This is a genomic window from Kitasatospora sp. NPDC048298 (assembly GCF_043201465.1).
In the GTDB taxonomy this organism is placed as follows: domain Bacteria; phylum Actinomycetota; class Actinomycetes; order Streptomycetales; family Streptomycetaceae; genus Kitasatospora.
On sequence record NZ_JBICYZ010000008.1, the window covers coordinates 63,272 to 87,823 of the forward strand.

Annotated in this window: 15 protein-coding genes and 1 pseudogene; 4 read left to right on the forward strand and 12 right to left on the reverse strand. The window is 71.5% G+C overall.

Annotated elements, in window-relative coordinates:
* Nucleotides 1-2 precede the first annotated feature (2 nt).
* The 4 genes from ACGF0D_RS09575 to queC all read right to left on the reverse strand — a co-directional run bounded on the left by ACGF0D_RS09575 (nucleotide 3) and on the right by queC (nucleotide 2,761).
* On the reverse strand, nucleotides 3-785 hold the full coding sequence (locus tag ACGF0D_RS09575; protein WP_392914509.1) for a reverse transcriptase domain-containing protein: 783 nt from the start codon (nucleotides 783-785) through the stop codon (nucleotides 3-5).
* A 160-nt stretch (nucleotides 786-945) separates the two neighbouring features.
* The gene (locus ACGF0D_RS09580) at nucleotides 946-1,656 is read right to left on the reverse strand and encodes a 7-carboxy-7-deazaguanine synthase QueE (RefSeq protein ID WP_392914510.1); all 711 of its coding nucleotides are present in this window, start codon (nucleotides 1,654-1,656) and stop codon (nucleotides 946-948) included.
* Nucleotides 1,653-2,054 (reverse strand): 6-pyruvoyl tetrahydropterin synthase family protein, encoded by a 402-nt coding sequence (locus ACGF0D_RS09585; protein ID WP_392914511.1) that lies wholly within the window; start codon nucleotides 2,052-2,054, stop codon nucleotides 1,653-1,655. Before ACGF0D_RS09585 ends, ACGF0D_RS09580 begins: the two co-directional genes overlap by 4 nt.
* A complete protein-coding gene (gene queC, locus ACGF0D_RS09590) occupies nucleotides 2,051-2,761 on the reverse strand; it encodes a 7-cyano-7-deazaguanine synthase QueC (protein ID WP_392914512.1) in 711 nt (236 codons plus the stop codon). The genes ACGF0D_RS09585 and queC overlap by 4 nt, the downstream gene beginning before the upstream one ends.
* 280 nt (nucleotides 2,762-3,041) lie before the next feature.
* On the opposite strand from queC, the gene ACGF0D_RS09595 reads away from it, so the two are divergent.
* Nucleotides 3,042-4,379 carry a helix-turn-helix transcriptional regulator gene (locus tag ACGF0D_RS09595; protein ID WP_392914581.1) on the forward strand — a complete coding sequence of 446 codons (1,338 nt, stop codon included), beginning with the start codon at nucleotides 3,042-3,044 and terminating at the stop codon, nucleotides 4,377-4,379.
* On the opposite strand, the gene ACGF0D_RS09600 is transcribed toward ACGF0D_RS09595, so the two are convergent.
* The 4 genes from ACGF0D_RS09600 to ACGF0D_RS09615 all read right to left on the reverse strand — a co-directional run bounded on the left by ACGF0D_RS09600 (nucleotide 4,357) and on the right by ACGF0D_RS09615 (nucleotide 9,482).
* Nucleotides 4,357-6,147 carry a prolyl oligopeptidase family serine peptidase gene (locus ACGF0D_RS09600; protein WP_392914513.1) on the reverse strand — a complete coding sequence of 597 codons (1,791 nt, stop codon included), beginning with the start codon at nucleotides 6,145-6,147 and terminating at the stop codon, nucleotides 4,357-4,359. The genes ACGF0D_RS09595 and ACGF0D_RS09600 overlap by 23 nt on opposite strands.
* A 61-nt stretch (nucleotides 6,148-6,208) precedes the next feature.
* On the reverse strand, nucleotides 6,209-7,345 hold the full coding sequence (locus tag ACGF0D_RS09605) for a hypothetical protein (RefSeq protein WP_392914514.1): 1,137 nt from the start codon (nucleotides 7,343-7,345) through the stop codon (nucleotides 6,209-6,211).
* Complete coding sequence (locus ACGF0D_RS09610; protein ID WP_392914515.1) at nucleotides 7,342-9,009, reverse strand: relaxase/mobilization nuclease domain-containing protein; 1,668 nt, start codon at nucleotides 9,007-9,009, stop codon at nucleotides 7,342-7,344. The genes ACGF0D_RS09605 and ACGF0D_RS09610 overlap by 4 nt, the downstream gene beginning before the upstream one ends.
* A 92-nt stretch (nucleotides 9,010-9,101) precedes the next feature.
* Nucleotides 9,102-9,482: a hypothetical protein gene (locus ACGF0D_RS09615; protein WP_392914516.1), complete on the reverse strand. Its 381-nt coding sequence runs from the start codon at nucleotides 9,480-9,482 to the stop codon at nucleotides 9,102-9,104.
* A gap of 207 nt (nucleotides 9,483-9,689) precedes the next feature.
* Between ACGF0D_RS09615 and ACGF0D_RS09620 the strand changes: the two genes are divergently transcribed.
* The 3 genes and pseudogenes from ACGF0D_RS09620 to ACGF0D_RS09630 all read left to right on the forward strand — a co-directional run bounded on the left by ACGF0D_RS09620 (nucleotide 9,690) and on the right by ACGF0D_RS09630 (nucleotide 11,283).
* Entirely contained in the window at nucleotides 9,690-10,019 is a 330-nt protein-coding gene (locus ACGF0D_RS09620) for a hypothetical protein (RefSeq protein ID WP_392914517.1), read from the forward strand.
* A gap of 472 nt (nucleotides 10,020-10,491) precedes the next feature.
* Nucleotides 10,492-10,695 (forward strand): annotated as a pseudogene (locus tag ACGF0D_RS09625) (flavodoxin family protein); the annotation flags it as partial.
* Between the two features lie 402 nt (nucleotides 10,696-11,097).
* Nucleotides 11,098-11,283 (forward strand): hypothetical protein, encoded by a 186-nt coding sequence (locus tag ACGF0D_RS09630; RefSeq protein ID WP_392914518.1) that lies wholly within the window; start codon nucleotides 11,098-11,100, stop codon nucleotides 11,281-11,283.
* Between the two features lie 1,272 nt (nucleotides 11,284-12,555).
* On the opposite strand, the gene ACGF0D_RS09635 is transcribed toward ACGF0D_RS09630, so the two are convergent.
* The 4 genes from ACGF0D_RS09635 to ACGF0D_RS09650 form a co-directional block, all read right to left on the reverse strand.
* Nucleotides 12,556-13,593: a hypothetical protein gene (locus tag ACGF0D_RS09635; RefSeq protein ID WP_392914519.1), complete on the reverse strand. Its 1,038-nt coding sequence runs from the start codon at nucleotides 13,591-13,593 to the stop codon at nucleotides 12,556-12,558.
* Nucleotides 13,590-14,849, reverse strand: a complete 1,260-nt coding sequence (locus tag ACGF0D_RS09640; RefSeq protein ID WP_392914520.1) for a CHAT domain-containing protein — start codon at nucleotides 14,847-14,849, stop codon at nucleotides 13,590-13,592. The genes ACGF0D_RS09635 and ACGF0D_RS09640 overlap by 4 nt, the downstream gene beginning before the upstream one ends.
* 5 nt (nucleotides 14,850-14,854) lie before the next feature.
* Nucleotides 14,855-20,869 (reverse strand): tetratricopeptide repeat protein, encoded by a 6,015-nt coding sequence (locus ACGF0D_RS09645; RefSeq protein ID WP_392914521.1) that lies wholly within the window; start codon nucleotides 20,867-20,869, stop codon nucleotides 14,855-14,857.
* Nucleotides 20,870-21,217: 348 nt separating this feature from the next.
* The gene (locus ACGF0D_RS09650) at nucleotides 21,218-24,475 is read right to left on the reverse strand and encodes a CHAT domain-containing protein (RefSeq protein WP_392914522.1); all 3,258 of its coding nucleotides are present in this window, start codon (nucleotides 24,473-24,475) and stop codon (nucleotides 21,218-21,220) included.
* Between the last annotated feature and the right edge of the window lie 77 nt (nucleotides 24,476-24,552).

Sequence of the window (24,552 nt, forward strand, 5' to 3'; positions counted from 1 at the left end):
CTTCATCCGGCGATCAGGAACAGGTCTTCGGCGTTCACCCCGGCCCAGACCTTGGACTTGGCGAGGTTCGGCCGCAGTCCGCAGAGTGCCAACGCCCGGGTGACGGCTTCGAGGGCGTCGTCGGCCTGCTCGGCGCCCTCGCAGAAGATGCAGTAGTTGTCCGCGAACCGCACCGCCCGGTGCCCGGCGAGCCGGGCGTCCGCGCGGGACAGCCGCAGGTTGATCAGCAGGGGCGCGAGCGCCGTCCCCGGCACGATCGGGAAGGGAAGCGGCTCCAGGACCCGCTCGACCAGGCGCAGGAAGGAGCCGTCCGCCACGTGCTCAGCCAGCCAGTCGGTGACCTCGGCCGCGCTCGATCCCTCCGACACCCGTCGCACGTCCACGTCCGCTACCCACCGGAACCCCTCCCGCAGGTGCCGATCAGAGTCGCGCAGAGCGGTGATCCGGTTCCGCCCGGCCCGGTAGCCCGAGACCCAGTCGGCGAACGCCCGCTGCTCCAGCACCGGCTCGACCGCTGCCCGCATCGCCCGCTGGACGACCCGGTCGCCCACCGTCGGGATCACCGAGGGCATCGTTTTGCCGGTGTAGGCGGTGATCCCCACCTCGCGCAGCGGACCGGGCGACCAGGAGCCCGTTCGCAGCTCCTCGGCCAGAGCCTCCAGCCGGCCGTCCATGCCCTGCCGGAACTGCGCCCAGCTCATCCCGTCGGCACCCGGAGAGCCGGCCCGGCGCATGCAGGCCCGCGCGGCGGCCTTGAGATGCCGGGGCTCGACGAGGAACGACATCAGCGAATGTGCGCGCGGAGGACGGGAGTTGGCTATAGTGGGCCGTGCCTGGGCGGCATGCAGGATCCCGCTCCCCTCCGCACCATATTCTTGGCCGCTATCCAACACGCGCGGCCTCGGGGAGTCGGAACGACCGCGCCGTCCAGGCGCTTTGTTGTTCTCACCGGCCACGCTCGTCCTCCCACAGCAGCGTGTGCAGCCGCGGGGTGAGGTTCCAGCCCCGCCCCAGCACCCCATCCGCCAGCTCCCGCATCCGGCCGAGAACCGTCTCGCTGCCCGTTCCCTCCGGCATGATCCAGACATCGGAGAGCGAGAACTCCTTTACCAGGGAAGCGATCTCGTCGAGCTGGGAGGCCGCCTGGACGACGAACTTGAACCGGGCCTTGCCGCAGGACGCGAACGCCGACATTGCCTCCGGGACGATCCGTCGGTCCCCGGGCGCGGCGAAGGCCCCCAGCTTCGGCGAGACGTTGAACGCCGCGACCGACTTGACCAGCTCCGGCAGCGGGACGACGGTGCCGTTCGTCTCCACCTCCACCCGTCGCCCCGACAGCAGCTGCACCAGGTCGATGACCTTGGCCTGCTGGAGCAGCGGCTCACCGCCGGTGACCACCACCAGCCGCGGCGAACGGGCCATGACCCACGCCGCCAGATCCTCCACGCTGTGCCGCGTGGACACCTCGCGCGGGTCGAACCGGGACCAGTCCCACGTCTCCGGGGTGTCACACCCCGGGCAACGCAGGTTGCACCGCGACAGCCGGACGAACAGCGCCTGCTGCCCGACGCTGGGGCCCTCGCCCTGGAACGTCGGCCCGAAGCAGTCCGCCACCAGCAGCCCCGTGCTGGTGTCCTCACCTCCCGACAGGCTCACCGCTCCTCCAGCACGAACTCGGCCCAGCTGCTCGCCGTCTCCGACACTCGCACCGACACCAGTCGACCCGGCAATGACGGCTCCACGTGCGCCACGAACCAGTCGGCCAGCCAGCCGGCGAGGTTCTCCGACGTCGGCGCGACCGGCAGCACGTCGTTGAGCGTCCGGTGGTCGAGCGTGCTGTCGATGAGCTTCTTCACCCGGGCGAGATCGCCGAAGTCCGTGACGAACCCGGGTGTGACCAGCCGGTCGGCGGTGAGGACGAACACCACCTCGTAGGAGTGGCCGTGCATCCGCGAGCACTGGTGCCCCTCCGGCAGCCCGGGCAGGAAGTGGGCCGCCTCGAAGCGGAACGCCTTACCGATCCGGTGCCGTCCGGCCAGGACCTCCCCGCTCATCGGGCCGCTCCGGCGGTCCCGGTGGCGTACGTGGTCGGGTCCTCGACCTCGGCGAGCGCGAACGCCTCGATCCGCTCGGTGCACGTCCCGCAGGTCCCGCAGTGCAGCTCGCCGCCGCGGTAACAGGACCAGGTCTCCGCGAACGGCACCGCGACCTGACCGCCGACCCGCACGATGTCGGCCTTCGCCTGGTCGATGAACGGCGCCAGCAGCTGGAAGCCCTCGGGGACGAACCCCTCGTTGCCGACCCGGGCCGCCTCGGCGAACGCGTCGAAGAACGCGGTGCGGCAGTCCGGGTAGAGCGCGTGGTCGCCGGAGTGGGCACCGAACGCCACGGCGTCGGCCCCCGCGGCGACCGCAACGCCCACGGCGATCGAGAGCATGATTGCGTTCCGGTTCGGCACCACGGTGCTGCGCATGCTCCCGGCGCTGTAGCGGCCGTCGGGCACCGTTACCGCCGGGTCCGTGAGCGCCGAGCCGGACAGCAGGCGGCCGAGGCCGCTCAGGTCCACCACCTCGTGGCGGGCGCCGAGGCGGCCGGCGATCCGCCGGGCGAAGTCGAGTTCCTTCCGGTGGCGCTGCCCGTAGTCGAAGGACAGCAGCGTGAGCCGGCTGCCGCTCTCGGCGAGCCAGTAGGCGACGGTGGTGCTGTCCAGCCCACCGGAGGCGATCACCACCGCGTGCTGCGGGGGAGTGTGTTCAGTCATCTCCATACGTCTTCCTCGTAGTCCTCCGCTGTCGGAGGTCGGAGTCCGGACCGAAGAGCTGCCCCACGACGGGCGCGCGAGACCCGTGACGCTGGAGGGCGTACGGCTCTGCTGCGCGGAGGGCGGCTCAATCCGAGGAGCAAAATCCTCGGGGGCCATACGGAAGCACCTGTCAATCCCACTGCAACAGTGCAGACTTGTTGCACCATTCGGCAGTGATGTTGAAAGTGTGCCGATGACCTGCGCGGTTGATGGACCAAAGAATTCTCGGGAGAACGCGATGGCGCGATGGGGACCTCTTGCCGTGCAGCGTAGGGCCGCCGGCTACACCCAGGAGCAGTTGGCACAGCAGATGGATGTCGACCGCACAACAGTCCATCGGTGGGAGAAGGGCACGGCGACACCGCAACCCTGGCAGATGCCGAAGCTCGCCCAACTCCTGAAGGTCTCCGCAGCTGAGTTGCGCTCCCTTCTTCCCGGAAGCACGGTCGCCGTCGCTGAATCGGCACCCTCCCCGGAAGGCGGCGGCGCCGGCCGATCGGAGGTGTTGAAGCAGCAGGGCCAGGACGAGCAGATGAATAAGCCCGTGGCGTCTCCGTTGGCTCACGTCGGCGGCCTGGTCACCGACTGGTTGTCCGTCAACTTCAGCGGCGGAGCCAGCACGGCGGTGCTGCCCGTGACCGAGGCCGACATCCATGTCGCCGAGGGAATGCTCGACATGTTCCGTCAGCTCGACCACACGCACGGGGCCCGGCAGTACCGGCGGCAGGTCAGCTCCTACATCGACAACGAAATCGAAGCACTTCTCCGTCGCCCGGTCTCGGACGAGCAGGTCGCGCGGCGACGCGCGCGACTAACGGCCGGATTCTGCGAGCTCGCCGGATACCAGGCGATCGACACCGGCAGTCCCGACCAGGCCCAGGCGTACTACCAGCGTGCCCTCACCCTGACGGCTGTGAGCAACGACCAGGCGTACAGCGCCTACCTCGTGGCGGTGAACCTCGGGCACCTGGCGCTGCACTGCGGCGATCCGGAGACCGCCCTGCGCTGGGCGAGTTCGGCTCAAGCAGCGGCCGGGACGGCCGTGAGCCCGGCGATCCGGGCAGCCATCACCGCGGTCGTGGCGCGCGCGAACGCCAGGATGCGCAGGGAGCGCGAGGCGACCCGGCTGATCGTGCAGGCCGAGATGCTGGTCGACAGCGCGGACCGCCAGGACGAACCCGACTGGATCCGCTACTTCAATCACGCCTACCTCGCGGACGAGGCGGCCCACTGCCTTCACGACCTCGGTCGCGCTCCGGCCGCGAGGAGCCAGCTCGCCGATGCCCTCAACGGCGTGGGGGAGGACAGGGTCCGCCGACGCGCCATCGACGCCGCGCTGCTCGCCGCCACCTGGCTGCGCAGCGGGGACCTCGACCGGGCGTGCGCAGCAGGCCGTGAGGCCGTCGCCTACGCGGCCAGAACTGGGTCGGGCCGATGCATCGAGCGGGTCGCCGGTGTCCTGGCCGACGTGCAGGTCCATTCCGACTACGCCCCGGTTCGGGAGCTGCGCGAGTTCGCCCGTGCCGTGCTTCCGGAAGCCGACGACGTGGCTCTCACCCTTCTGGGTGGCGCATGATGCGGTGATAGAAGTCGAGTTCGGCGCGGAGAGCCTGCTCGCGTGCTGCGGGCGCCGAGAGGTAGTGGTCGCCGCCGTCCAGCAGGAGACTGGCGTGGTCACCGCCCAGGTCGGCCAGCTCGTGGGCGAACTGCAGTGCCTCCTCGGCGGACGTGATCGTGTCGGCAGTGCCATGGACCACCAGGACGGGGCAGAGGATCCGGTCCGGCACCGCCGCCCCGGCAGGTCCCCGAAGCGCGGCCGCGTGAGGGCGCTGGAACGCAGGTACGGAAAGCTCCCACCGTGTGGGGTCGATGATGGCCGAGGTGGCTGTCGCACCGGCGAAGGGGCCGGGGCGACTCGCTGCCTGAAGCGCTGTGTACCCGCCGGCGCTCGCTCCGCTGATGAAGATGGCGTCGGGCCGCGCCACGCCGGTTGATCGCAGGTGTTCGGCCACCGCGGCGCAGTCCTCGACGTCGTAGTCGCCCCAGTGGCCGTGCAAGGTCTGGCGGAACGCACGGCCTTGGCCGGTGCTGCCCCGGTAGAGGACCTCGGCGACGGCGAAGCCGTGGCTGACGAAGTACTGGGTCACCCAGTCCAACCGCAGAGGTACGTCGTCGGTCGGACCGGGGTGCGCTCGGACGAGCAGCGGTACCGGTGTTGCCGCCCCCGCCGGCCGGTGCAGCAGGAAGCGCACACGACCTCCCGCGCCCGACGTGGCGTCGATCGACGGAGAGACGGGTGTCCAGGGCGGAGCTGGCTCGGAGGCCACGCCCAACGGGACAGCAAGCGCGTCGGCTTGTGCCGTGAGGTCGAGTGACCACAGACCCGGAGCGGACGACGGAGTCGATCCGATCACGGCGAGCCGTTCGCCGTCGACCGCGATGTACGGCTTCACGGAGGTGAGGTTCGCGGCGAGCCGACGCCGGCCGCCCGCAGGATCGACAGCCACGAGCTCGGTGGAGAAGCCGTTCAGGACGGTCAGGAGGATGGTGCCGTCAGGGGCGAATCCGTACGACTGGTAGCCCCCTTCCCACGGCGCCGGCGCGCAGTCGGAGCCGATCGGCAGGACCGCCGTCACCTCGTCACCGCGAAGCCGGTACAGGTTCCACCAACCCGTCCGATCGGAGATGAAGTACAGCAATCCGTCCCGACCCCAAGAAGGCTGGACCACGGACTCCGAGCGGCCGCCGGCCACGAGGCGACCCGGACGGGGGCTTGTCGACCGGATGTTGGCCATGAGGAGACGGCAACTGTCCCACGGCATCTGGTCCCGACTCCAAGCCAGATACGCCAGATCCCCTTCTGCGAGCCGAGGGTAGGCGAGGAACTCGGAGGAGCGGACCAACACCCGAACGGATCCGGACGCAGACACCGCGACGATCTCGTCCGCAGTGCCGTCGCCACGAACGGCGAGCACACCGCCGTCGTCGGCCGGCGCGAGCTCCCCGTACTGTGCAGAGCCACGGACGGGCACGATCTTGTCGGCCGCGCAGCCGAACGGTTGGTGGAAGAGGGAACCGTCGTCGCCGACGAACCACACTCCGTCCGCCACCACGGCGAAGCTGCCGCCGCCGTACGCGTGGAGCTGGCTTCCCACGGAGAAATCGGGTGGGGTCACCGCGAAGACCGTGCCGGTGCGGTCCGTACTCATGACGCGCCGGACTCCACCGTGGTCAGGATCGGACTGCAGCCACCACAGCGAGCCTGCCACGACCTGGAGTTCGTCGTAGGAGACGACCTTTCGTGCGACCCACGCCGGTGACAGTCCGCTGCCCTGAGACCTCATGGAATGGATCCTGCCGAATCACGCCCGCAAGTGCCACCGGCGCGAGGCTTTGATGAGGTCGTTACCTTGACCGTCCCGCGTTGGGGTTCGGGATGGGGGCTCGATGGGCGGTGGGCTTGGGACTGCTGGGCCTTGCGCCACGCGTCCATGGCGGAGGCGGCCCCGCGCTCGCGGAGGTGGCCCTGGCCGCGTCGGTCACCACTGCGGCCGACGCGACGGCGTCGTGCGTCGGTCTGCGCAGCGCTTCGGTGGCGGCCTGGACGAGGCGCGGCACGAGATGGGAGACGGGGCCGGACTCCCATCTGCGGTCGCCCATCAGCCGCGCCAGGTGGTCCTGGACCGGCTTGCCGTCGTCCTGCATCCGCGCCATCCGGGCGGCCAGCAGCGGCCACTGGCGGGAGTTCACCAGCAGCGCCGCCTCACGTTCCCGGCCGGGCATCGCCTCATAGACCAAGCGAACGAAGCGGGTGTTCTCCGTCTGGCTCACACCCAGCTGCGCCAGCGCCCTTCGGCGGTCTCCCAGGTCGAGATCCCTCGGTAGATCCAGCCCCACCGTCAGCGGACCGTAGGAGCGAAGGGAATCCCGGCTCGGCGGGCCCGCCGGCCGCCGAGCGGCATCAGGCCTCCGGCCGACCGTCCGATCGACACCGACCCCCTCCGCGTAGGCGGCCGCCAGGAGCCGACGGACGTCGACGCCCCGTTCCTGGAGCTCCTGCATCGTCGCGGCGATCTCCGGCCACATGGGGGAGGCCAGGATCGCCGCGCGGACCGGGCCCGCCGGCATGCTTGCGCGGAGCAGCCCCGCCCACTCCCGCGTCCGCTCGGCCGCGATCCGCGCCGAGTCGGCCAGGACGGCATCCCGCACCGACACCGCGATGTCTCCCACGCGAGGCAGGAACTGCTCCAGGTCGACACCGGACCGCCGCAAGGCGACCAACTGCTGTGCCATGACCGGCCAGTCCGGACCGGACATCAGCATCCAGGCCACGTCCGGGGCGAGCAGCGCCTTGAGATCCCCGGCCGCCTCGGAGACGGCCTGGTCGCTCGACGGCAGCGGGTGTTCCCGCCCCGACCTCCGCTGTGCCGTGCGGCGTACCGTGTCCGCGACGGCCAGCACCAGGCGCACCGCCGCCGTCGACGTCTGCACCGCCTCGCCGACCGCCTCGGCGAACGGCTCACCCGGGTAGGGCATGGTCATCGTGGCCTCCTGTCGTTCACTGGCCCCGTCTGGGGCCCTTCCGGATCGTTGAAGGGAAAGCGTTTCGCCTCGGCCGACGTACCGGACGTCTTCATGGCACGTCGCGATGGCGTGACGGGGAACCGTGGGGCAGCTGCTGCCCACGTGTCCGGCGCTGCGCCGTGAGTGCCGGCCCACCCGTCCAACCGCCAGACGAGAACCTGCGCGATGGACTCCGCCGAGCGGAGCTCGCGCCGCGCCGCCACCGCCTCAAGAACCACGGCGGGGTCGAAGCCCTGCCGCTCCAAGGCCATCAGACGGTCGCGCAGGACCGGCCAGGCGGAATCCACCAGCACCGCCGACGCATGGGCCGGCAGAGCCCTCGTCACCACGTCGGTCAGCAGGAACGATCGGCTGACTCCCGATGTCGCCGACCTCGCCCGCTTCCTGGGCGTCCGAGCCCAGGCATCCACGGATGCCCCGGTACTCACTTCCACGGCTTCTACCAGTGACCGGCCGGCTCTACCGGCCGCTTCGGCCTGGAGGCGATACCCCTGTTCCTCATGCCAGAGCTGCGCAGCCGTGACGGCTGTGACCAGGGCCAGGAGGAACCCCAAGAAGGCGGCCGCGTCATTGTGACCGGACGACCTGGCTGACGACACGAGGATCCGGGCCGAGGAACGGAGCAGCATCCGTGCCTCGCTGTCCAGAACACGCTTGCCCGGAGCCCTGGCAGCCCGCTCGAACTCCGTCGCCGAAGCGCGCAGATTTGTCTCGACCAGGGAAGGCGCGGCGTTGGACGCCACGACGAGAAGGTCGCCGAGCGCGGCGACCTCGCCGGCCCCCGCTTGCCGTCCGCCGGAGCCGAGCGAACTCGACGTCGCGCGGAGGTTGCGCTCGAGCGTCTGCCAGAGCGCGTACAGCGCCGCCTCCGGCTCCGGGACCGGGATCTGCCAGCGTTCGCGAACCCGGGGGAGCGACAGGTCGTAGGCCAGGCTCGAGCCCGCGAACCACACCGCCCGGTCGACCCGGTCCCGGTCGCCGGGCAGCGCGACCGTGTAGCCCGTCGGGGTGCTGCTTCCCGGGCCGTAACGCTGCGCCACTCGCAGGCCGGAGGAACGGAGGCGGGCGAAGAACTCGTCCTCGCTCGCAGCGGCTGCTGCCGCCGTACGGACGGTCCGCTCGAGCTGCTCGCGCGCACTCTGCGGCAGGTGACGGCGTGAGGCTTTCCGTGTCTCGCCCGTCGTGGGCCACCGCTTCGCGGTTCGATCTCCTGACGTCAGCCGGCGCAGTCCCCACCGCACCTCGAACTGTCGGGCGAGCTGCTGCATCCGTACGATGTCCTGCCACAGGTCCGGCTGGATCCCGTCCTGGCGGATCTTCGTCGCGACGATGTGGATGTGGTCGTCCGCATGCCGGACCGCGACCCAGCGGCAGCCCCATTTCTCGCCCTGCGGAGCGACACCGGCGGCATCCATCATCGCCCGGGCGACCTCGGCCCACTGCTCGTCCGTCAGGAGCGGATCCTCGGGCGCCGCACGCACCGCGACGTGGTACACGTGCTCGGCCGGAGTGTTGCCCCGGTAGGCGTGCACCGGAGCGTCCAGGAGCAATCCGAGATCCCCGACCGTCGTGCCCGGCGACCGCGCGGGGTCGGGTACCCACGGCGCCCAGGCAGCGACCATGCGAGGTTCCTCGTGCTCATCCCGCTGCCCGGGGCCGTACAGGTAGAACAGCAGCCCGGCGGAATCACTTCCGCCCTTCGCTCTCTTGGGGATCACCAGCGCGACGCCCGCTCCCGCATCAACTGCAGCGTCGCCCGGTCGACCCGCTGAACGGCCTCCTGGACGAGACGTGTGGCGGAGTGCGTGTCGAAGGGGCCGATCGACCCGAGCCACTCACCGATCCGCACCAGTTCCCCGCGCGATCTGATGAGCTCCGCCAGTACTTCCCGGGCGTCCGCGGATACCGGCACGAGCTGATCCTTGGCGACCGCCAGCGCCTTTTGAGCCACCCACGCGGACACCACCATGCCCTCACGTTTCGCTGCCTCGTGCACGATCATCAGCTCGGCATCGTTGTACGCCAGATTCACCCGCCTCGACCGCGGCGACGCCATTTGTCGCTCCCGCCGCCGCGCGCCCTCCATACCACTCACCGTCGATCCTCCTCGGCACCGCGGGCCGGCGTTCCGGAGGCCGGAACGAACGCGGCCCTCGCCGCGACTCCCTGCTGCGCCACCCTGCTTCGCGGTCGACCTGACTGCCAGTGGATACGCCGGAGTGGCAGCCGAAAATCACCGACACGGGTGACCTCTGTGGGCAGGTCCGAAACCACCGGAAGGGGTGGGTCTACGATCCGCGACATGACGAGGGAAGACGAGTTCCTGAAGCGAATGCGCGAGATTCAGGCCGACCGTGAGAAGGCCATCGTTTCGCTCGCAGCCGTCATGGCGGAGCGACAGCGACTCAAGGACCTGCTGACCGAAACCGAGGTCCCGTACGGAAGGGCCTACGCAGCCGCAGAGGCAGCCGGCTGGAGCACGGAGGAGCTCGCGAGGCTGGGCGCGGAGGTGCCTGCGCGGCGCCCCAAAGGGCGGCCCCGGAAGCACGCCCCGACCGCCAAGACCACTCTCCCTGCCCCCTCGCCCGGTGACGGGGAGAGTCTCGACGGCGCCGGTGTGCACGCCTGCTGAGCGCCGACACGGCTTCGCCGTCGACTGGTGGGAGGCGGTGAATCCTCGCAGAGTAGCCGTCTACAGCGAGTTAGTGCTTACTGTTCCATCAACTCTGGGGCGAGGTGCGCGGTGCCAGGGGTGGTCGAGGTCGAGCGGCAGCCGCTGGTGCTGTCCCGGGGTGACCGCTCCAGTGGCCTGAGGGTCGCGGGTGAGGCTGTTGGCGAACACCTTCACCAACCGGATCCGAACTGGAAGCAGTATCTGTACACGCGCAACCAGAACTCCAGTGTGACTTCGTGATTTATCCGGTCGAGAGGTTGACGAGCGTCGCCGACCGTGGTTGCGGTGAGTCGCAAACACCCCCGCCGAACGCCAGGCCGCGCTCGCCGCCGCCGACCGCACCGCCGCCGTCTCGGAAGCAGCCGGGGCGGTCGGCACAGGTGCTGTCACCCCGGGGAGCCGGGCGTCCGCAGCGGCCGGCCGGAACCGCAGCAACACCCAGGGCCTGATCGACGTCAGCACCCGCATCCTGGAGCGGCAGGGCGTCGCCGTCGACGTCCTGCGGGCGGTGGACATCGACATCGCCACGGGCGTCTGGCCGGACATGACGGAGCACGGTTGGGAGACCGACGAGTGGCCGGTGATCTACTCGCAGGTCATGGCCGCCGACATCCTCACGCTGGCCGGACCCGTGTGATTCGGCGATACATGTCATGAGCGTGAGGCTGGTCCAGGTCTTCGGTGGCCGCTCCACCTACCCGCGAAGCGCTGCACGCTCTCTTGGCGCCCTGGACACTACCTGGGGGTTCCGGCCGCACCAACCGGGCCGATGGAAGCTATCTGGTTTGTGTTCTGCCGCCCCGTGGACACTCACTGATTCGGTATCCGATTCGCCGACCCCGCTCTTCGCCCTGGTACCGACGGCCATGGCCTGCCGGAGGACCCCGAGACTGCCCACCCGCTGCTGCGCGATGGGCTACCTCCTGGAGCTGTGGCTATCACGCGAAGCCAGCCGGGCCGGCTGCTCACCTGAGACGCGAGCATCGGCCTGAAGTACGACTGGATCAACGAGCGGCTGCAGCGGCTGCCGGACCCCATGGTGTTCGACCTGCTGGAGCAGGCTCTGAACGCGGACGGCATGGGGTGGTCGTCCTACGACGAGCGGGTCAACAGGGTCCTCAAGGAGGCGGGGATCGGACTTGTCATGATCGACGGCAACTTCGTCGAGGACGACGAGGGGCCGAGGAACTGGACGTCCAAGACACCACTGTCCGCCCGCTGACCCTGCTCACCGGGAAGTACGCCTCCGCCCGCGCGAACTGGTCCAAGGCCCTGGCCGCGCAGAAGGCTGGTGACGACCGCCAGGCCGTCGCCCTGGCCGTGAATGCCCTGGAAGGCGTCGTCAGGATCGCCTCGGGGGGAGCATCAATGCCGGGCTGATCAAGCTGTTCCCGGAAGGCGAGCGCACGCCGCTGCGCGGCGCGATCAACCCGCTCCACAACTACGGCTCCTCCATGCCGTGGGTGTGTCACGGCGGCGGCTCGAAGGACCTGGAGATGAAGCGGATCGAGGCCCTCGGAGTGGTGAGGGCCGCCGCCGTGTGGATCGTCATGCTGATCAACCTGGACACGTAGAACCGCGTCCACCTCGGCGCGCCCGGTCGATCCGAAGGCTCCCCGACTCGGCGAAGGCGGTGAGCGCCGCGTTGCCCACCGCGGCCACCTCCACGGTCTCGCTGGGCGTGAATCAGACCGGCTTCGTCACGGTGTAGGTCACCGCGTCGAAGACGGTAATGAACAGGACGCCGAACATGGCCTGTCCATCGGGCAGGGTCTTGGTGAAGGTGGCGGTGTCCACGGAAACTCCCGAGTTGCTGGGTGGTGAGGGCGTCAACGGCCAGGCTCTCTTGGAGGGCCTGCCAGGCCTGCGCTCCTCATCCCGGCAGCCGTGCCGGGCACCAGACCCACGGTGGCCGCGGGCGTGCTGATCCTGCGGGTCGGGTGGGACCGCGGCGCGTTGGTCGCTGCGGAGGGGAGCATATTCGCTTTCCAGACTCAGCAAGGGGCGGAGATAGGTGGCCCTGCGCCTTGTGGTAGGCCACCTATCCGATTCGACCGCCACGAGCGCCGGTTGCCCGGGCCGCGTCGGGTTACTCCGGTGTCGGCACCGGCGGGAGTCTGGCAAAGGCGTGTGGCGGGTGGTCGGCTTTGTCGGGACCGGCCTGTCGGTGGCCCTGATGGTCGTGGCAGTCACCAAGCTCGACCCCAAGCGCCCGTGGGGCAAGCCAGTCCAGGCTGTCTGCCCGCGCTGCCACCAGCCGACCCTGCGGGAGACGCTGATGGTGCACACGATCTCCTGGGGCCGGGCGAACTACCGCTACAGCGGGATCGTCACGCTCTGTACGGAGGTGTGCGGTTTCACGGCCGTCCGGCGTCCCCGCCCCGGGCCCTTCGGTTGTTCCGGGGCGCCCCGCGCCGCCGCCGTGTCCGCGTCCTCCCACACTGTCCCAGATCCGGTGGAGGGTCACCCCCCCCCGGAGCGTGGAGCCCTCGCCTCAGCGGGAGTGGGCGGCGAGGCTGAGCAGCAGGTGGGCGGATTCCGGGTGTTGGAAGTCGGAGTGGGCGCCGGAGGGGTGTAGCCGGGTGGCGAGGCCGCCCCGGTAGACGTGGCCGGCGTCGATGTTGACGATCGGGTGGTCGAGTTCGGCGTGCGGGTACGGCGAGTCCGCCGGGCGGAGCCGGGTGCTGAACTGGGGGACCGGGGCGGAGCCGGTGCCGGAGTGGCCGATGCCCGGCAGGCCTTCGGCGCGCAGGTGCCAGAAGCCGGTGGCGCGGTCCCACCGGGAGTGGGTGAGGACCAGCGGGCCGCGTAGCGGGGCGCCGGCCCGGCCGGGGCCGAGGAACAGCCGGGGGAACAGCCGGGTGAAGGCATCGCGGGGCGCGGCCATCTGGAAGACCAGGGCGCTGTCGACGGTGAACGGACGGCTCGGGTCGCCGGGCCGTGAAGACCAGCTCAGCACCGGGGGACCGGCTGGGCGGTCGGCCGCGTATTGAACGGCTTCGCAGAGGAACCGGCCGCCGAAGGAGTGCCCGAGCAGGTGAAGGTACTGGCCGTGACGGTTGGCCAGGACGCGTGGGGTGTCCGGCCGACCGCGGCCGGAGTCGAGGTAGCCCAGCAGGTGGCCGAGGATCCGCCCGGCCTGGCCGCGGGCGCTCATTGCGTGTGCGCGCTCCCGGATGCGCCGGTAGCCGTGCAGGCTCGGCAGGCTGGAGGAGGGCCAGCGCACCACCACGCACCAGGGGCGGAACCCGGCGGCGAGCCCCGGGTAGGCGGCCGGTGCGGCGTGGTGGAGCGCGGTGGCCCGGTCGATCAGCGCGGCGGCGGTCCGGTCGGCGGCGTCGGGGCTGGTCTGCCAGCCGTGGACGTAGACGAACAGGTCGGTCGCCCACTCGGGGATCCGCAGGTGGCGGGCCAGGTGGTCGGCGACCCGCGCGTCCGGGACGGGCGTCGTCGTCTTGGGGACGAGCAGCCGGCCGTGCTCGTCCAGGTCGACCGTCGTGGGCCGTACGGAGGCCGGGGGAGTGGGGTTCACGGGTTGAGCTCCAGGATGCTGTCGATGCCGCAGTGCAGGGAGTATGCGAGCGCCAGCGGATTGCAGTACTCGCGGGCGAACCAGCGCACCAGCTGCTGGGTGATCTCCCCGGCGGTGAACTCGCCGGTCAGGTAGTGGTCGAGGAAGGCGAAGGCGTACTCGGCGGCGAACTCCTGCGGGATCTGGAGCTGCGGCCCGAGCACCCCGTCCGCGCCGAGGTCGACCAAGGCCCTCCCCAGGTGGTCGAGTTCGGCCGCCGCCGACTGCCCGGTATGGCATGCGTTCAGCAGCACGAACGGCCGGAAGACGGCGTCCGGCCGGTCCAGGTGGCGTCGGCGGTGCCGGCGCACCAGCTCCGCGTCGATGTGCCGGTCGTCGGAGAGCCGGACGGCGAGCTGCTCGTACGGGGAGTCGTTGGCGACGAACTGGCCGTGGCACCAGAAGTACATGACGTCCTCGTCCAGCACGGCCGCGGACAGCGCCTCCAGCAGGAGGTCCGAGTCGGTGCGGACGGTGAGCTGGGAACGGTCCTCCAGCAGCTTGCGCACCTCCGGTGCCCGGCCGATGCCGGTGAGCTGGTCGTCCGTGTTGAGGCTGGTGACGGGCTTGGCGCGGGCGGAGTTGGGCGGCTGGATCGGCGGGTAGGCGGCGCCGGTCTGCTCGATCTGGTGGCGGTGGCCGAGGAAGTCCGCCCAGGGGTCGGGCCGGCCGGTGTCCACGGCGAGCATCGGCCAGGGCAGGTGGAGGTCGGAGTCGAAGCTGATCCGCAGTGAGCCGTGTTCGGTGAGGGTGGCGGTGAGGTACTCCCGGAAGCGGACCAAGCTGCGGTCGGTCCCGTCGAACATGGTCTCCAGGAAGTAGCGCCCCTCCTCGGCGAGTTCGGCGACCTTGCGCTCGGCGACGGTGGCGTGCGGGGTGAAGTCGACGGCGGTGGCGAAGGGGTACGGGTCGAACGGGTCGGGGTCGTAGCCGATCAGCCGGTCGCGCCAGACGGAGCGCAGCCGGGCGGCCTTGTTGAGCAGCACCGGCGCGGAGACGGCCAGTCGCGCCCGGTGCATGCGGGTGCCGGGGGTGCGCTCGCCCGGGCGGAAGGCGCTGATGTGCAGCTCGTCACCGTGACAGCGGAGGGAGACGACGAGGTCCAGTGGCGCCGGGCCCTTTGGTGGGCCGGCGTCGGCCAGGCCCGCCTGCCGGGGCAGCCGGGTGTAGTCGGCGGAGGGGTTCTGCCGGACGAGGACTTGGAGGTCCCGGGGCACGTCGATTACTCCTGCTCCTGGGGTGCGGTGGCGGAGGGTTCGTCCAGGACAGCGAGCTGGTCCATGACGGCAGGGACGTCCAGGACGGCGGAGAGGTCCTGGAGGACGGCGCCGTGGCTCTGGTCGAAGACGGTGATCCGGACGGTGTGCGGCCCGGGCACGGCCGGGGTGAGCGCGAACCGGGCGGGCCCGTCGGCGGGGGAGTAGTCCGTGACGGGCGGGTCGAGCGCCGCGTCCGGGGTCACCGCGGCGACCAGGTGCAGGTCCGGCAGGGCGGCCGGGTCGGCGGAGGCGTCGGCGGATTCGAGGCGCAGCTCCAGGTGGGTGGTGGCGCCCACGACCGGATCGGTGGTGAGGGTCAGGCGCGGTTGCCAGGCGGGGTGGCGCGTCGCCGACTCGCTCCCGCGGTGCATCGCGCCGCGTGAGCGCCGGGGGCGCAGCGCGGGGGTGGGCGCGGGAGCGGTCCCGCGCGGGGCGAGCTGCGGGTGGTGGTCGGGCTGGAATCCGCCGGTGAGCCGAGCCAGTACGTTACGGGCCTCGGCGGTCAGCGGGTGGCCGGTGCCCATCAGTGCCTCGCGGCCGACGCGGACTGCTTCCAGCAGCGTCCGGGCGGCGTCCCGGCGGCCGGCGGCGGCGAGCGCCTGGGCCAGGTCGATGGCGAGGGTGGGGTACAGCGGCAGGGGCCCGGGGCGGACGGCGCCTACGCTGACGGTGAGGTCGTCGGCCTCCCGATGGCCGGCCAGCAGCGTGGTGGTGGGTGCGGTTTCCGCGGCCGGGATCCGGTCGGCGATGATCCGTTCGTACACCCGGACGGCGCCGTCGGGGTCCCCAGCGCACAGCCGGGCGTGGGCGAGGGCCTGCCGGACCTCCAGGGTGAGGGCGCTACGCGGTCCCCGGCTTTCGGCGCAGGTTTCTGCCAGCTCCTCCAGTCGCACGACGGCACGCAGCGGGTGGCGGCCACCGGCCAGCAGGAGTGCCTGGGTGAGCCGGGCGGTGACCGTCGCGTCGTCCGGGTCGCCGAGGGCTTCGGCGGCGGCGGAGACCAGCTCACCGGCCAGGCCCAGGGCCGTCTCCGGCTGTCCACTCAGGTGCTGGGCGAAGGCGAGCAGGCAGCCGGCGTGGATCCGGTCCGGCAGGCCCACCGCGACCGGCTCGGCCGCGTCGCGCGTCATCGGGGACAGTTCGATGGCGGCGACGTCGGGGCGACCGTCGAGGATCAGGGCCGTGGCGCGGTCGTGCCGGAGCTTCCGCACTGAGGGGTGATCGGGCCCGAGGGCCTCGACGGCGAGGGCCAGCGTCTCGTCGTAGTACCCGGCCGACTCGGCGTGGCGGCCCGCCTCGAAGAGGTTGAGCGCGATGCTGTCCCGGACGTGGAGGGTGTCCGGGTGGCCGGCTCCCAGGATCCGGTCGCGGTCCGCGAGGACGGACCGGTAGAGCGAGTCCGCGCCGTCGTGGTCCCATCCGTGGCGCAGCGCGTGGCCGCTGCGCTCCTGGGCGGCGAGTGTGGCGGGGTGACCGGGACCGTGTACGCGGATGTGCTCGGAGACGAGCGACTGCCGTTCGGCGGCCTCCTGGCGATGGTGGCCGCCGAGCCGGTGGGTGTAGGCGAGCTCGGACCGGTCATTGAGGGTGTCCGGGTGGTCGGGGCCCTGGCTCCGGGCCCGGGCAGCGATTAGTTCGGTGAAGAGGCCGGCGGCCCGGTCGAGTTCACCGGTCGCGCGGATGTCCTGGGCCAGCAGGGAACGGGTGAGCAGGCTGTCGGGGTGCTCCGGCCCGTGGACGCGGACGCAGTCCGCCGCGAGCAGTTCCCGGTCGATGACGGCCTGACGGTAGAGACCGGCGAGCCTGCGGCCTGTGGCGACGATGCTCCGGGCGGTGAGTACGCTCGGGTGGTCGGGGCCGAAGATCCGGGTGCGGTCGTGCACCAGGGCCTCGTCGAGCCGGATGCCGAGCAGGTGGCGGCCGGAGGTCCGGTGTACCAAGGAGAGGAGAAGGCGGGCGTGGAGGCTGCCCGGGTGGTCGGGGCCCTGGATCCGGGCGCGGTCGGCGACCAGGGCCTCGCCCAGGTGCAGCGCCCGCCGGAGGTCGCCGGCTGATCGGCAGGAGGAGACCTGGGACTCCCGGGCGAGCAGGGTCTCCGGGTGCTCGGCGCCGAGGACCCGTGCGTGGTCGGCGGCCAGGTCACCGAAGAGCTCGCTCGCGACGCCGTGCTCCCCGGCCTTGTCCTGGGCAAGGGCGTGCCACCAGCGGGTGGTGAGGGTGTCCCGGTGGTCGGCGCCCTGAACCCTCATACGGTCGGCGACCAGGCTCAGGAACGACTCCACGGCGATGCGGTGGTCGCCCGCCTGGGAGTGCGACCGTGCCAGCTCTTCGCGGATCTCCAGTGTCTGCTGGTGGTCCGGCCCGTCGACGCGGGTGTGATCGGCCACCAGGGAGGCGAACTCGGCGATGGCCCGCAGGTGTTCGCCGGAGGCCCGCCGGATCGAGGCACGCTCGCGACGGCAGCGCAGGGTGCTCGGGTGGTCCGGCCCGAACACCCGGGTGTGATCGGTGACGAGTTCCTCGATCAGCGCGGCGGCCCGGCGGTGGTCACCGGCGAGCTGGCCGGTGGACGCCTGCCAGACACCGACGTCGAGGGTGCTCGGATGGTCGGGGCCCAGGGCTCGTGCGAAGTCGTGACCGAGTTCCTCCAGCAGGGCCACCGCCTGCCGATGGTCGTCGGCGTTCCGATGGGTGAGCGCGAGGGCGAGTCGAGCGAAGAGCGTGTCGGAGTGGTCGGGGCCCTGGATTCGGGCGCGGTCCGTGATGAGCGCTTCGAGCAGGCCGGCCGACCGGTGGTGGTCGCCCGCGCCTCCGTGGGCGGCGGCCAGCCATTGGCGGGCGGTCAGGGAGTCGGGGTGGTCGGCGCCCAGGACGCGGATCCGGTCGGTCACCAGGGACTCGGCCAGCTCGACGGCCTGCCGGTGGTGGCCGGCGCCCAGGCAGGCCGACAGACAGTTGAAGCGGGCGTTGAGGCTGCCGGGGTGATCGGGCCCGTTGATCCGGACGTGGTCGGTCACCAGGGCTTCGTAGAGGTCCAAGGCCTGACGGTAGTCGCCCAGCACCTGATGGCTGTGACCGATCCAGAAGCGGGTGCTGAGGACATCGGGGTGGTCGGACCCCTGGAGGCGAGTACGGTCGGCCGCGAGCGCTTCGTACAGTGCCAGCGCCTTGCGGTGCCGGCCGAGGTTCCGGTGGGCGGTTGCCAGCCACCAGCGGGTGTTGAGCACCGCCAGGTGGTCGGGCCCCTGGAGGCGGGTACGGTCGGCGAGCAGCGCCTCGAAGAGCGTCAAAGCCTCGCCGTGTTCGCAGGCGTTGGTGTGGATCGAGGCCTGCCACCACCGGGTGGTGAGCACGTCCGGGTGGTCCGGGCCGAGGATCCGCTGCCGGTCGGCGACCAGCCGGTCGCACAGGTCCGCCGCCCGTCGGTGTTCGCCCGCCTCGTCGACGGAGCGGGCCAGCCGCAGCCGGGCGTCGAAGGTCTCGAAGTGCTCGGGGCCGTTGACGCGAAGCCGGTCGGCGGCCAGCCGCTCCCGGAGGGCGAGTGCCTCGCGCGGGCGGCCGGCGGCGTGCAGGGCGCGGGCGAGACCGGAGCGTTCCTCCAGGGTGTTGGGGTGGTCGGGGCCTTGGAGCCGGGCCCGGTCGGCCACCAGGCGCTCCAGCTCCTCGACTTCGAGAGCGGGCAGTCCCGCGACGCGTAGCGCGAACCCCAGGAAGCTGCGCTCCTCCAGGGTGTCGGGGTGGCCCTCGCCCTGGACGCGGGTGCGGTCACGGACCAGGGCCCGGTGCTGCTCGACCGCGACGACGGGCGTGCCCGCCTCCCGGTGGGCGCGGGCCAGGCCGCTGCGCGCGTTGAAGGTGTGCGGGTGATCGGGGCCGAGTACTCGGCCGTAGGAGGGGACGACCTCCTCGAACTGGGCGACGGCGAGGGCGGGGCGGCCGGACTTGCGGTGGGCCGAGGCCAGTCGCTTGCGGGCGTAGAGCGTCTGAGGGTGGTCCGGCCCCTGCACCCGGGTGCAGTCCGCGACGAGGGTCCGGTAGGCGGCGATCGCCGCGAGGTGGTCGTCCGTGTCGGCGTGGGCGGCCGCCAGCCAACGGCGGCTGTTCAGGGTGTCCGGGTGGTCCGCGCCCAGCAGGCGGATGCGGTCGGCGACCACCTGTTCGTACCGGGCGATCGCCAACCCGTGCAGTCCCGCCGCGAGTTGCGCGAAGGCGAGGCCGCTGCTGTGGGTCACCACCGTCGGGTGGTCCGGCCCGAGCACCCGCTCCGTGTCCGCCACCAGCCGCTCGTACTCGGCGACGGACTCCCGATGCTGCCCCGCGGCTTGCAGGGCGTACGCCAGACTCGCCCGGCTGTACAGGGTGTCGGCGTGGTCCGGCCCCAGCACCCGTGCCCGGTCGGCGACGACGCCCCGGAACTCCTCTACGGACAGGGCGTATTGGCCGGCCCGGCGGTAGCCCTGGGCGAGCGTGTGCCGGTCGGCGAGGGTGGCGGGGTGGTCCGCACCCTGGACCCGGGTGCGCCGGGCGACGACGTCCCGGCACAGCTCCACGGCCCGGGCGGGGTCGCCGGTCTTGGCCTGCAGCCAGCCGAGCCGCCCGAAGGAGGTGAGGGTGTCCGGGTGATCCTCGCCGAGCAGCCGCCGCTGCCCGTCCGCCATCGCCTCCACCAGCCGGACGGTGTACACCCGTTGCGCCCGGTCAGTGAGTTCGGCCGCCGCCAACCCGTACAGGGCGATGCTCTCGGCGGTCGGCTCCGGCGCTGGACCGTTGTCGGCCAGTTCCCGGACGTGCGGCAGCAGCGCCCGCCGTAGCTCTGGACGGGCGTCCGGCCAGAGTCGGGCCGCCGCCCGCGCCAGGTGCTGCTCGGCGCGACCCCGGAAGTCGACGTCTCGCAGCACCGCCTGGAGCAGTCGGTGCACGGTGACGGTCTCGCCGAGGGTGATCAGGTGGTAGTCGGCGAGGAGCCGCAGCGCCCGGTCGACCTCGTCGGGCCGGCGCGAGCCGAACGGGGTGAGCACCTCGCGTGGCAGTGCCTCGGGGGCGTACCAGGCCAGGGTGCGCAGCAGCTCGACGGCGAAGGGCGCGGTGTGTTGGACGGTCCGCAGGGTGGTGCGCCACAGCCGGGCGACGGTGGACTCGGCACCGGGCCCCACCGGCCCGGTGTCACGCAGCAGTTCGCGGTACGCGGCGAAGGAGGTGCCGGTCTGCTGGACGTAGGCGCCGGCCTGGGCGAGGGCGATCGGCAGGTGGCCGAGCTCGTCGGCGAGCGCCCTGGCCTGGTCCCGTTCGGCCGGACCGACCGGCGAGCCGTGGTAGGCCGTCCCACAGAGCAGCTGGGCGGCCTCGGGGCCGTCGAGGACGTCGACGCGGACCGGGCGGATCCCCGGGTGCCAGCCGCTCGCCCGCCGGCTGGTGACCAACTGGTGCCCGCGGCCGAGCAGGCGGCCGACGTAGGGGGTGAGGTCTGCCGGATCCTCGGCGTTGTCGTAGACCAGCAGCCAGCGGTCGTGGGCGTGCAGCCAGGCGATGGCCCACTCGACCTGCTGGCCGGGCGGGGCGGTGAGGGCCCAGGAGGGGTGGAGGTGGACGGCGAGCCCGGCGAAGGCCTCGGCGAGTTGCTCGGGGGACTCGGCGGTGAGCCACCAGATCAGCCGGTAGTGGCTGGCGTGGGCGTAGGCGTGGTGCAGGGCGAGGCTGGTCTTCCCGACGCCGCCGAGGCCGTGCAGGGTGGTGGCCTGGGTGACCAGTCCGCCGCCGTCCCCGTGGGCCAGGGCGTCGGCGACGGCGCGCGACTCTCGCTCCCGGCCGATGAGCCGGCCGGCGGCGCGGGGCGGCAGGTTGGGTGCCGGGGTGGTGGCCTGGACGGTCTGTGCGGCGCGCGCGGCCTCGGGCGGGAGGACGGCGGTGTGCGGGTCGCCCCCGGCGGCCGAGGGTGAGCCGGGGCGGCGGCGCTGTTCGTAGGGTTCGGGGTCGGGCATGCCGCTCTCAGGGCTGACGTGTGCCGTCATGGACATCAACACTGCGCTGCCCCCGCCTCCGTGACCCGCTCTGCCCGCCTACCGTAGTGCAGGTCAGGCGCAGTGTCAGCGGTTCTCCGCGAAGCGGGGGCGGGGCCGGTCAGTCGGTCAGGCCCAGGGGGTCTGGGGCGGGGCGAGCAGGTCGGGGCCGCTACGCGGACGCTGTTGTCGGTGGTCCGGACGGCGCGGACCCGGAGGTCGCCGTCGTTGGGGCGGCGCAGCAGGTGGTGGAGTTCGGCCGAGTCGGTGGCGTCGATGGTGAGGACGGTGGTGGTGGCGAGCCAAGCGAGCTGGGAGTGGGCGGCGGGCCTACGGTCCGACGTGGACCAGTGCAGCCCAGATCTCTGGTGCTTCCGGCCGGTCGCGGACGAGTTGTCGGACAGCCGACCGGAGGGCGGCTGCGGCGTCGTCGGAGCTGAGCGCCAGGGCGTCGGAGGACCGTCTGGCGAGCAGGTGGTCGTAGAAGGCGACGGCCGCCTGCCGGGCGGGTCTGCTGCGCAGGCTCCAGTAGGTGGCGATCACGTGCCGGAAGCCGACCAGCCGAAGCGCCCCGGCGAGGGTCACCGGCTCGTCGGGGTGGTCGACGGTGGCACGCTGCGTGTGGCACGCCGACAGGTAGGCGAGCTCCGCAGCACGCAGACGCAGGGCGGCGATCTCGGTGACCTTGAGGTAGTCGCCGCCGACTGGGGCCCAGGTGTAGAGGGTTCCGTCGGGGATGGAGGCGTCCTGACTGCCGTGACCCGCGAAGTGCAGCCAGTCGTGCGCGGGCAGCGCGGCCAGCACCGCCTCCCGGGTCGCTTCCTGCTCTCTCAATGGCGTGGCACTCGGGAACCGCGCGACGACCGCGTCGATCTCGCCGGAGACGTGTGTGAGGGCCCTCAGCCCGGTCGTGCCGTTCTCGAGCCCGCCGACGCCGATTGCCAGCATACGTGGAGCGCGAGCGGGCCGGTTCGGGCCGCCCTCTCGTGCGGACAGCAGGGACCGGAGGGTCGGGACGTAGGAACAGATGGCGCGGTCCACGAGCAGGTCGGGGGGAGCGGACTCGCCGTCGTACGGGTCCTCGGGAAGTAGACCGGCGGCATGGAGGGGCAAGCGGTTGAGAACGTCCGTCGGACAGAGCCACAGGCGCATCGGCCGGCGAGCACGGCCGTCACGCGACCCGCTGCTCCCGAGGCGGTCCATCACCGGCCGGATCAGGGTCTGCCAGAGCCATCCCAGGAGATCGACCAAGTACTCCCGCAGTTCCTCGACGCCGTCGACAGAGGAGTCCGCCGCCTCCAACAGCCCGGCCAGCGCCTCCGCCCGGGCCTCGGCCTTCTTGCGGTCGAACGCGGGAAGGGGCACCACGACGACGGTCCCCTGCGTCAGGATGAGCGCGTCACAGCGCACGCCGCTGATGTTGAAGAGGACGACAGGTCCGTGATCGCCCGCGTGAACCAGATCGTCGAACGACGGCGGGCGTAGGAACCCGGCCATTCCCGGAAGGCGGCGGGCCCGTTCGACCAGGTCCGTCCAGCGCAGGTGGAGCTCACGCCGCCGGCCGGCGTGGGCGAAGGCGTCCCCCACGGCAAGATGCCGGTCAGAGATGAATGGGCCGTTGTCGGTCAGTTGACGGCGGACGCCCTCCAGGTCTTCGGCGAGCGCGGGATCGAGCACGCGGACGTCCTCGAGGTCCGCGTTCATGTCGAGGGCGTGTGACAGGAGTTGCGCCCGGCCCTGTTCGAGGAGCTCCACCGCGCGTTGGGGCTTCCCCAGCAGGATGGCCAACGCCGCCGCATCGCAGACGGCCTCGGACTTGCCGCCCAGCGGACGCAGCTGGTCCTCTCTGGACAGGCCCGGCCAGGCGAGCTGCGGCAATACCTCGATCGCCGCACTCAGGCCTTCGAGGGCGCCGTCCACGTCCCGCTCCTCGGCCATCAGATGGGCCCAGGCGAACGACGCCGCCCAGCGCTCGGCTGGTGAACCGAAGCGGTGTGTGGCGGCACGCCGATAGAGGTCCAGTGCTTCGGCTCGCATCGCCTTGCGCGCTCTGCGGGCCTTGCGAGATGAGTCAGATGCACCGGAGATCAGTGCGTCGGCGAGGAAGAGCGCCCGTTTCACCCAGCCGGGCGAGTCCTCAGCTCCTTCGAGGCCTTGCCGCATGTGGTGGTAGGCCTCCGACGCCGCCTCCGGCTGATTCCCGTGAACGGACCAGCCCAGAAGTGCCTCGCCGTACTGCGTGTGGTACGCGGGGCGCGTCACGTGGCCGGACGGAGCGAGCGCGAGCCCTCTGCGCGCGGCCCTGCATGCGGCGGCCAGATCGTCCGTATCCCGGCCCTCACGAAACCGCGCCACCAGGAGGGAGGCCTGAAGGCTGTGAAGCATGTGGCGGTGCACGGCGCTTCGCGAAGTCTCCACGAGGGCGTGGGCGACGATGTCGATCGCGCGGTCGAGGGCCCCCGGATCGGACGTGATGACCCAGAGCCTCACCAACGCATGGGCCAGGTTCCGCCGGAAGGAGATCTGATGGAGGTCGCTGGGATCGGCCACCATGATCGCGTCCTCCAGGTGGCCGATGGCCTCCGCCATCAGCACCCCGTCCCCCGTCAGCTCCGCGGTACGACTCATGACGACACCACAGTTGTGCGACGCGAGGGCGCGGATCCCCGGGAGACTGCTCCTTGCGATGGCCTGCCGAAGGATCTGCTCTGCCGCACGGAGGTCCTCCGGGCGATCCGAGAGGGTCACGACGTTGGCGTGGTTGGACAAGGCCGTGCTCCACGCGGCCGTGTCGGGGGATGCAGCCTCCATGGCCTCGCGCGTGTGGAGCAGTGCTTGGTGCAGGAGTGTGGGGTCACCGGTCGCCTCGTACTGAAGCCGTTCGATGTCGCCGAGCGTGGAGGACAGCCGCACCCTGTTGTCGGTGGACAGCATCTGGGTGGAGGCCGATGCAAGCGCCCGCTTGGCGTCAGCGACAGCGGACGGCAACTCGTCCCGGTCACCGGTGGCGAGATACAACTGCATCCGCGCCACGGCGAGGGTGTTCAGCGCCCGCCAGTGGAACGAGGGAAGCGTCGCCGTCGCTTCCGCCGCGCCCTGGAGGAGACGCACCGCATCCCGAAGGATCGCAGGATCCTCCGCCTGGAGGCCCTGTCGGCGGCGCACATCGGCGTGGAGGTGCAGATGGAGGCCGTAGCTCTGGTCATCCGGCACCTGGACGGCCAAGGACTCGCGCGCCAGCCGCTCCGGCACGGTGAGGTCGGACGTCAGCGACGCATCGTACTTGTGGAGGAGAACCTGCGCGAGGTGGTACTGCAGGTCAGCGCGGCTCCTCTGCCGATGGGAGACCGTCAGTCCGAGAGCCTCCTCCAGGGCATCGTGCGCGATTCTGAGATCATTGAGACGGCCCCGCAGTTCGTAGCGCAGTTGCCGGAGTCTTCCGGCGAGGTGGAGCCATTGGACGCCGACCTCCGGGCTGCTCGCCGGATCCGGCGACGTTCGCCATCTGCCCAACTGGGTGGAGCAGAGCGCTACGGCTTCCTCGAAGAGCGCTTCGTCGGCGATCACCGCGTACCTGCGGAACAGCACCCACCCCCGTTCCACGGAGAACCGGTGCCGGCGTGGCCAGACGTCCATCGTGAGCGCCTCCGAGTCCTCGACCCCGT

Bases quoted from the DNA above. Each gene is read 5' to 3' on its own strand.
- ACGF0D_RS09610 (WP_392914515.1), bottom strand. From the start codon at position 9,009: ATGGTCGCTGCCTGGGCGCCGTGGGTACCCGACCCCGCGCGGTCGCCG.
- ACGF0D_RS09595 (WP_392914581.1), top strand. From the start codon at position 3,042: ATGGCGCGATGGGGACCTCTTGCCGTGCAGCGTAGGGCCGCCGGCTAC.
- ACGF0D_RS09600 (WP_392914513.1), bottom strand. From the start codon at position 6,147: ATGAGGTCTCAGGGCAGCGGACTGTCACCGGCGTGGGTCGCACGAAAG.
- ACGF0D_RS09620 (WP_392914517.1), top strand. From the start codon at position 9,690: ATGACGAGGGAAGACGAGTTCCTGAAGCGAATGCGCGAGATTCAGGCC.
- ACGF0D_RS09575 (WP_392914509.1), bottom strand. From the start codon at position 785: ATGTCGTTCCTCGTCGAGCCCCGGCATCTCAAGGCCGCCGCGCGGGCC.
- ACGF0D_RS09630 (WP_392914518.1), top strand. From the start codon at position 11,098: ATGGTGTTCGACCTGCTGGAGCAGGCTCTGAACGCGGACGGCATGGGG.
- ACGF0D_RS09605 (WP_392914514.1), bottom strand. From the start codon at position 7,345: ATGACCATGCCCTACCCGGGTGAGCCGTTCGCCGAGGCGGTCGGCGAG.
- ACGF0D_RS09645 (WP_392914521.1), bottom strand. From the start codon at position 20,869: ATGCCCGACCCCGAACCCTACGAACAGCGCCGCCGCCCCGGCTCACCC.
- ACGF0D_RS09585 (WP_392914511.1), bottom strand. From the start codon at position 2,054: ATGAGCGGGGAGGTCCTGGCCGGACGGCACCGGATCGGTAAGGCGTTC.
- queC (WP_392914512.1), bottom strand. From the start codon at position 2,761: ATGACTGAACACACTCCCCCGCAGCACGCGGTGGTGATCGCCTCCGGT.